The 7,825-nt window shown below is 61.7% G+C and carries 7 protein-coding genes; 5 read left to right on the top strand and 2 right to left on the bottom strand.

What is annotated here, in order from left to right:
* The 5 genes from AC1DYI_RS21255 to istB all read left to right on the top strand — a co-directional run.
* A partial coding sequence (locus AC1DYI_RS21255) for a TniB family NTP-binding protein (protein WP_477206124.1) occupies nt 1–644 on the top strand: 644 nt, incomplete at its 5' end.
* Nucleotides 634–867 carry a TniQ family protein gene (locus AC1DYI_RS21250; RefSeq protein ID WP_477206123.1) on the top strand — a complete coding sequence of 78 codons (234 nt, stop codon included), beginning with the start codon at nt 634–636 and terminating at the stop codon, nt 865–867. The genes AC1DYI_RS21255 and AC1DYI_RS21250, both read left to right, overlap by 11 nt.
* Nucleotides 868–1,595: 728 nt before the next feature.
* A complete protein-coding gene (locus AC1DYI_RS21245; RefSeq protein WP_477206122.1) occupies nt 1,596–2,126 on the top strand; it encodes a TniQ family protein in 531 nt (176 codons plus the stop codon).
* 82 nt (nt 2,127–2,208) lie between these two features.
* A complete protein-coding gene (istA, locus tag AC1DYI_RS21240; protein ID WP_477206121.1) occupies nt 2,209–3,744 on the top strand; it encodes an IS21 family transposase in 1,536 nt (511 codons plus the stop codon).
* Complete coding sequence (istB, locus tag AC1DYI_RS21235; protein ID WP_477206120.1) at nt 3,734–4,525, top strand: IS21-like element helper ATPase IstB; 792 nt, start codon at nt 3,734–3,736, stop codon at nt 4,523–4,525. Before istA ends, istB begins: the two co-directional genes overlap by 11 nt.
* Nucleotides 4,526–4,743: 218 nt before the next feature.
* On the opposite strand, the gene AC1DYI_RS21230 is transcribed toward istB, so the two are convergent.
* Nucleotides 4,744–5,112, bottom strand: coding sequence for a hypothetical protein (locus AC1DYI_RS21230; RefSeq protein ID WP_477206119.1), 369 nt, complete (start codon nt 5,110–5,112; stop codon nt 4,744–4,746).
* 7 nt (nt 5,113–5,119) lie between these two features.
* Nucleotides 5,120–7,825: LysM peptidoglycan-binding domain-containing protein (locus AC1DYI_RS21225; protein WP_477206118.1), on the bottom strand; the 2,706-nt coding region annotated here is incomplete at its 5' end.

The following is a 7,825-nucleotide window of genomic DNA, read 5'->3' as shown; positions in this document are numbered from 1 at the left end:
GTGCCCTGGCGATTCGAATGCCCGAGACGCCAGCGATAGGTCATGTCATATCGACGCTGTTGCGCCAACTCGAGCATCCCTTCTCGCAGGTCACAGGTAGGACCATCGGCATCAAGCGCGGTGTGCTTCTTCAGGCCTTGAGGGACACAGGGGTCCGCCTGGTCTTTGTTGATGAAGCGCACAACCTGCGAACCCAGGCTCGATTCAGGTCTCGCAGCCTTGATGGCTCCGCGGTGACGGATCTCCTCAAGGAGATGATGGATGAGGTGCCGCTGGCGGTATGTCTTTGCGGCGGCGAAGACCTTCTGGCGCTCACGGAGATCGATGCCCACTTGGCGGGCCGCGTCGCGGCACGCATGCAGATGTCGAATTTCGCGAACAACGGGCAATGGAAGGGCTTCGTGCGCGCCTTCTGCAAGCAGTGCAAGGCGATAGATCTCCATGTGCTGCAGGACAAGCCGGTTGTTGACCGATTGTTCGCTGCGTGCAGAGGCAATCCACGGGAGTTCAAGCGCCTGATCACGGAGGGCGTTCTGATCGCAGCAGATGCGAACAGGCCAGCTCTGACGGAAGAGCATTTGCTCTTGGGTTTTTCTCGCGTGTACGGCACACACCCGACAGGAGGGAATCCGTATGCGTCCTGAATATGCACCACTGCCGGCGCACGTCTTGCCAGAGGAAGGCGAAAGTGGTCCCGGGTTCTTGCTGCGGACGGCCCAACGCAACGGGATGTCGTTGACCGACTTGCTCCTCTGGGTTGGTGCGAAGAGTCTCAAGGCAATTTCGCCCACCAGCCTTCGAGCTTTGGCATACGTCGCAGATGTTCCGTATGAGTGGCTGATGAAAAACACGGCCGCGCGTCGTTAGCACGGTCGCTCGCATCAATGGGAATGGCTGGGGGAAGCCTGGAACGAAGAACTGGCACTGCGCGGTCTGCAGCCGCAGATTTGTGCAGCTTGCCTGCGCGAGCGGCCCGTGTGCTTGGCGAGATGGGAGGTCACCGGCGCATACGCGTGTACCGAGCACCACTGCCTCATGCGCACCGTTTGCCCACGTTGTCGGAGGGCGATCAGCTGGAATAGGCCGGCCATTGACGTCTGCCGCTGCGGCGCGTACTTGTCCGGGGGAGAGCAAGACGGCCTCGACGTCGTTGACGCTTCCTGGATGGACACTCTGCTTTGCAAGGCAATGCCGGCGTATCGAGCAGCGCTATCCGACGCGGCAAGACCTGCCTGGCTTGAGCCACTCACGGCGGATGGGCTGTTCACAGTGGTTTGGGCGTTTGGCATTCGCGAGCGTCCCAGCGCGCCAATCGTGAAGGAGTCCCGCAAGACTGTCTTGGCTCCCTCTCGAGTCGCCCAAGTGATTCAGAGAGGCCTCGCGCGTATCAGTGGCGTTGATGTCTTGTCGGCGCCCTGCGGGCTCGAAACGCGTTGCTTGCTCTATGAGGAGGCGCTTTGCCGGCTGGAGCTTCGGGGCACGACTCAGGCGGACCGCGATGTGGCCAGCGATCTTCTTCGGTGGGCTCGCGCGTCTGAACGGCGCTCGCTACGGGCCCTGGTGCGCCCGCCGCGCGGTCAACTGGATCTGTTTCGATGAAGGCCGCGCGCGTTGTGGCGCCTGCTTCAATGCGGCTACCGGCGGTGCAGCCGCTCGAGGCGCCGGCATCGTGGCTGACCAGGGCCGCTATGTCTCAGGGCGTGGATGTGAAGACGCTGCTTACGTACCTCGGAATCGAGCAATCAAACCCAGATGTTGATCAAGTGGTTCTTTCGGAGGAACTGCCTTCGATCATCAGGCTCTGCGGTCTGCACCCAGGGGCCTTCTGTGCTGCGCGGCGAATCTTCGGCGCAACGCACACATTGGGGAAGGCGAGGGCGCGATTGCTCTTGACCTCAGCGTCGGGTGAACCTCGGTACCGCTTCTGCCCCTCGTGCTTGTCTGAAGAGCGGCCGGCGTTTGTTGGAATTCATTGCCGCTTCACATGTTGGCGACTGTGCCCCGTTCATCAGTGCCTGCTCGAGGATGCGTGCCATCAATGTGGCGCCGAGCTCAAGCTGCCGGCAAGCCTGGTTCGTGAGAGGCCCTCAAAAAGCCCGTGTGTGTTGATTTCCACCCGAAACTGACCCGCCGCGCGCTCTGATTTCCATCCAAAACTGACCCACGTAAGAACCCTAGCCTGCTGCGATTTGCGGCAGGAGCACAGGAGTGATTGACGTGGCGACACTGAGTGTCATCAGGAGGTGGGCCCTGCGTGAGCAGATGTCCATCCGCGAGATAGCCCGACGCACCGGCCTTTCTCGCAACACCATCAAGAAGTACCTGCGCGCCGGCGACCAGGAGCCGCACTACGCCAAGCGCGTGAGCCCGAGCCGACTCGATCCGTTCGCCGAGAAGCTGGCCAGCTGGCTCAAGAGCGAGGTCAGCAAGTCACGTAAGCAGCGGCGCACGCTGAAGCAGATGCACGCCGATCTCGTGGTGCTCGGCTACGACGGTTCCTACAACCGTGTCGCGGCCTTCGCCCGGGACTGGGCGGCCAAGCGCCAGGAAGCCGAGAAGACCGCAGGCCGTGGCACCTTCGTGCCGCTGGTGTTCGGAGCTGGCGAGGCATTCCAGTTCGACTGGAGCGAGGACTGGGCCGTACTGGCCGGCGAGCGCACCAAGCTGCAGGTCGCGCACTTCAAGCTCAGCCACAGCCGGGCCTTCCTAGTGCGGGCCTACCTGCTGCAGACCCACGAGATGCTGTTCGACGCGCACAACAACGCCTTCCGCATGTTCGGCGGCGTGCCGCGTCGCGGTATCTACGACAACATGAAGACGGCCGTCGACAAGGTGCGCCGAGGCAAGGCGCGTGACGTCAACGCACGCTTCAGTGCCATGGTCAGCCACTACCTGTTCGAGGTCGAGTTCTGCAACCCGGCTTCGGGTTGGGAGAAGAGGCAAGTCGAGAAGAACGTGCGCGACGCGCGGCACCGGCTTTGGCAGCCCGTGCCAGTCTTCACCACGCTGGAAGCACTGAACGACTGGCTGGAAGCACGCTGCAGGGCCCTGTGGGCCGAGATCTCGCACGGTAAGCTGCCCGGCACCGTGTTAGATGTTTGGCAGCAGGAGCAACCGCTCCTGATGCCGCTGCCGCGCCCCTTCGACGGCTTCGTCGAGCACACCAAGCGCGTCTCGCCAACCTGCTTGGTCACCTTCGAGCGCACGCGCTATAGCGTGCCGGCGTCGTATGCGAACCGGCCGGTGAGCCTGCGGGTCTATGCCGAACGTCTTGTCTTCGCAGCCGAGGGCAACATCATCTGCGAGCACCGGCGCGTCGTTGACCGGCGTCATGACACTGCAGGGCAAACCATTTACGACTGGCGGCACTACCTGGCCGTTCTGCAGCGCAAGCCCGGCGCGTTACGCAACGGCGCGCCGTTCACCGAGCTGCCTGCAGCGTTCAAGCGGCTGCAGGCAGCGCTGCTCAAGCAGCCCAGCGGCGATCGCGAGATGGTTGAAGTCCTGGCGCTGGTGCTGCATCACGATGAGCAGGCAGTACTGGCGGCCGTCGAACTGGCGCTTGAGGCTGGTGTGCCGACCAAGATGCATGTGCTCAACGTGCTGCATCGGCTACTGGACGGCAAGGCCGAGCCACCTCCCGTGAACGCGCCGCAGGCGCTTCGCCTGGTCAACGAGCCGCAGGCCAATGTGCTGCGCTACGACGAGCTGCGAGAAGAGCGGAAGGTGCGCCATGCGTCATGACCCTGCGATTGYAGCCCTCGTCATCACGCTGCGGGAGCTCAAGATGTTCGGCATGGCTCACGCCTTGGCCGAGTTGAGTGACCAGGGCGCGCCGGCCTTCGAGGCCGCGCAGCCGGTGCTGGCGCAGTTGCTCAAAACCGAGACGGCCGAGCGCGAGGTCCGCGCTGTGGCCTACCAGCTCAAGCAAGCGCGCTACCCCGCCTACCGAGACTTGGCCGGCTTCGACTTCGCGCACAGCGATGTCAACGAGGCACTGGTGAAGCAACTGCACCGCTGCGAGTTCATGGACCAGGCGCAGAACGTGGTGCTGGTGGGTGGACCCGGAACGGGTAAGACCCACCTGGCCACAGCCATTGGCGTGCAGGCGATCGAGCATCACCGCAGGCGAGTGCGCTTCTTCTCCACTGTCGAACTGGTTAACCAGTTGGAGCAGGAGAAGCTCTGCAACAAGAGCGGCCAGATGGCGCACCGGCTGGCCCACATGGACATGGTGGTGTTGGACGAACTGGGCTACCTGCCGTTCAGCGCGTCAGGCGGAGCACTGCTATTCCACCTCCTGAGCAAGCTCTACGAGCGCACCAGCGTGGTCATCACGACGAACCTGAGCTTCAGCGAGTGGGCCAGCGTCTTCGGCGACGCCAAGATGACCACTGCGCTCTTGGACCGGCTCACGCACCACTGCCATATCCTTGAGACCGGTAACGACAGCTACCGGTTCAAGAACAGCTCCGCTCAACCAGCCAAGAAGGAATCCAAACCCAAGAAGTCACCCACAGCCTGAGCCCTCGCGGCTCGAACCAGGGTGGGTCAAGATTGGATGGAAACGGTGGGTCAGGATTGCGTGGAAATCAACAGCCATGCCCAACTTGACTTCCAAGACGGTATCTGACCCCAGCTCGCCTGACCCCAGCTCGCCATAAGCCAAGACGGTATCTGACACCGGCGTTGTGGCTGCTAGGCTCAGTGACGCCGGATTTTGGCTCGGCATTTTTGTGCTGGCTAAGCGGGTTTGCTGCCTTTTAGGTTCGCAAAGTCCCATACTTGTTGAATCGTTGTGGCATCAAGTCCKGTCGATGCAACAAAATCGGATATGCGACTCTGCACATATTCCTCAAAAGGCGCTGTCGACCGCGATGTAACGATAGAAGTTTGTTGTTCTGGCAATTCTTCTCTTGTAATTACAAGGTAGTAATTTCCAGAATCCGTTTCTATGGCGCTAACCATCGCGGCGGAAATGTCATCATTGGCAGCATGGAATACCAATCCGTATTCCTGCAGATCTGCCGTCTTTAGGCTCGTTTCCATCAAGGCTTGGTCCAGCCTGATGCTGCCAGGTATTGAATCCAAGGGTATGCTTTTGAATCCCATAGGCACCTCAACGAACAACTCTGAGAATCACGATGGGCATCTTAACTGCCTCGTGGCCCGTGTTCGGATTACTGAAGGATGACATGCCGGCAGGCAAATTCCCGTTTATGTCGACGCCCCAATTTACCTGGCCATTCAGCCGGGGGTTGACACTATTTCCAAGAGGAGTCGTAGTTATGAATTCGACCCCATGTTGTCCTGCTGGGATCGGCCCTCGAAGAGCGCTTACTGTTGGTACGCCGGCGCCGCCTCCTGCGCTGTAATTTGGGTTCCCCCACAGCTCTCTCGATGTCTCGATAAGATCCAAATCTCTATCGCTTTGACTGCTGGAAACCACGCGCCGGAATATCTTGTGCGGATCCACAGGCCCAACAAACCCTTCTCGAAGTTCTGGATTAATGGTTGCCGCGATAGGGTCGACTTCCTGCCCACGATAGAAGGCCCTAACAGGCCCCTCCAAATTGGTTTTAGGAATTGAGAGTTGAACATCGGGGGTGTCGGCTGCCGGGCTTTGTCCGGTCGGACCACTAGCCTCCCTGACCTCATTAGTCCTACTTAGACTTTCACGAGCTTTTCGGCCAAGAATGCCATTGACCATCATACCCATGGTCGCGTCTTGCCCCATACGCCGGTCTGCCGCCGCTAGCCAGCGTTCGTCCGCTGCCCCAGACGCGCGAGCCAGCCCCGCAGCGACGCGTACCGCGGTGTCAGCCTGATGCGCCTCAAACCGATCAGCGATATCGTCCATCGGCGATGCTCGCAGCAAATTGGAATAGCGGTCCATCGCAACGAGGATTTCTCGCTGACCTGCTCCGTCGAAGTCCTCGAATCCTCCGCGGAACGCGAGATTGGCATAGAGCCCGGCTCGGGTGACGCCGCGACCACGAGATTCACGTAGCACTTCGTCGATACGCTCAAGCTCCTGCTGGGCGGCCCCTACGTCCGTTTCCAGCCGCCTAGGCACGCGTTCGTCCCCGCCCTGAAGGTTCTTCATCGCGGCGTTGAGCCAGTTGCCGGCGCTATCAATCAGGCCCGACGGAGTCATCTTCCAACCATCGTACTGGTCGGCCTCCCCGGTGGCCTCTGCATAGGCCTTGAATTCTTCAGCTGACGCAGAGTCGGTGATGCTCGGGCCCGAACGTGCGTCCCATAGCGCCTGCTGCATCACGCGGCCGTAGTACACGTTGTCGCTCTCAACGTCGGAGCCATTGCGGTAGTCGGCCGACGACCAAGGCCCTTCGCCCTGGGTTTCGGTCTGACTCGGGCTTTGCATGTTGTCCTTGATGGACTCGCCCAACGCATTGCCAAACGCATCGGTAGCCACTTGCTTCAACGAGAACGTGCCGCCGCGGACGGCRGAGACGGTGGCGTTGGTCACCAAGCCGGATGTGAAGTTGGCCGCGAACCTGCCTGCSTCTGACGAGCCGTAGAAGCTGCCCAGTGGTCCGGGGGTCGAGCGGGCGGTCTGGCCGTATTGGTCGAGTTGCAATGAGCCGTCTTCGTTGCGAGCTGCGCCRGGACCCAGCGCCTCGCCGACCATGCCGGCCACCGCTGCGGCGGCTACGCCGCGCCAGCTGAACGGTGCCTTGGTCAGGTGCAATTCGGCACTGACGCCTTGGCTCACGGCGTTGCTCATAGCGGAGCGCACAGCAGCGTTCGCGTAGACGTTGTTGGTGACGTTGCCAAGAGAGCTCATACCCGCGGACGCGGCTCCTCCAACCGCACTGGCCGCCACCTGCTTCCAACTGAACTTGGCCTGGTTCATGGCCACGCCGGCCAACTGGCTGGCGATCGAACCGACGGCTGCGCCAATGGCGCCGGCAACCACACCGGTCGCCGTGCCAGCGACAGCCGCTGACGCGGCCATCGCTCCGGCCATGCCCCCACCGGCAGCCGCTGCTGCTGAAGAGGCTGCTGCGGACATCAGACTCGCTGCTGCCCCGGCCGTATAGATCGTCACGATCACGGCCACCACGATCATGATGATCATGCCGATCGTGCCGCAGCCCTTGTCCGCCTTGGGTGCCGGGATGTTCGGTGACGTGTCACCAACGACGTCGGTGGCGTCGTAGGGCTTGAAGGTGGAGACGTTGTTGGAGGTGCCGCCGATGTTGCTGGGCAGGTCGATGGTCTGGCCGGTGCGCAGGTCGGCGTCGCCGCGCAGGCCRTTGGCCTGGGCGATGCGCCACCATTGGCTGGAGTCGCCGTAGGCGGCTTGSGCGATGGCTTGCAGGCTGTCGCCGGGGCGCACGGTGAAGGAGCCGACGCCRGGSGCRGGRTAGCCGCCGGAGATGGSGCGGAAGCCGAAGTTGAARTCGGMCTCRTGCTGGAAGTTGGCGTTGCCCTKGCTGGTGCGCGGATCGAGCTCGTTAGGGCCCAGGCCGTGCTTGCCCATGATCTCGCCGTTGACGATGTGGGTCCACAGGTTGAAGTGGGCCTGGTAGACGCGCAGCGCGCGGCCGGCGGCGTCGTTGACTATCAGGCGGTCGAAGGAGTCATTGGGGTTGGAGTCGTCGACCTTGATCAGGTAGCCGTTGTCGTCGTATTCGGAGATCGTCGAACCGCGGAATTCACCGCCAATCAATTTGTAGACGGACTTCTTCGACTCCAGATAGCCCTCGTGCTTGATCAGGTCGATCTTGGTGACGGTGTCGGTGTCGCCATGGTTGACCGTTTCATAGCGCTGGACGTTGCCGGCGTCGTCGTAGGCCTT

Source organism: Ideonella sp. P3_A4 (assembly GCF_056403075.1).
The sequence above is the reverse complement of the archived record's forward strand: the minus strand, read 5'-3'. Positions and strand labels throughout refer to the sequence as shown.

Excerpts from the sequence above, each read along its gene's own strand:
- AC1DYI_RS21250 (WP_477206123.1), top strand. The coding sequence starts at position 634 with ATGCGTCCTGAATATGCACCACTGCCGGCGCACGTCTTGCCAGAGGAA.
- AC1DYI_RS21245 (WP_477206122.1), top strand. The coding sequence starts at position 1,596 with ATGAAGGCCGCGCGCGTTGTGGCGCCTGCTTCAATGCGGCTACCGGCG.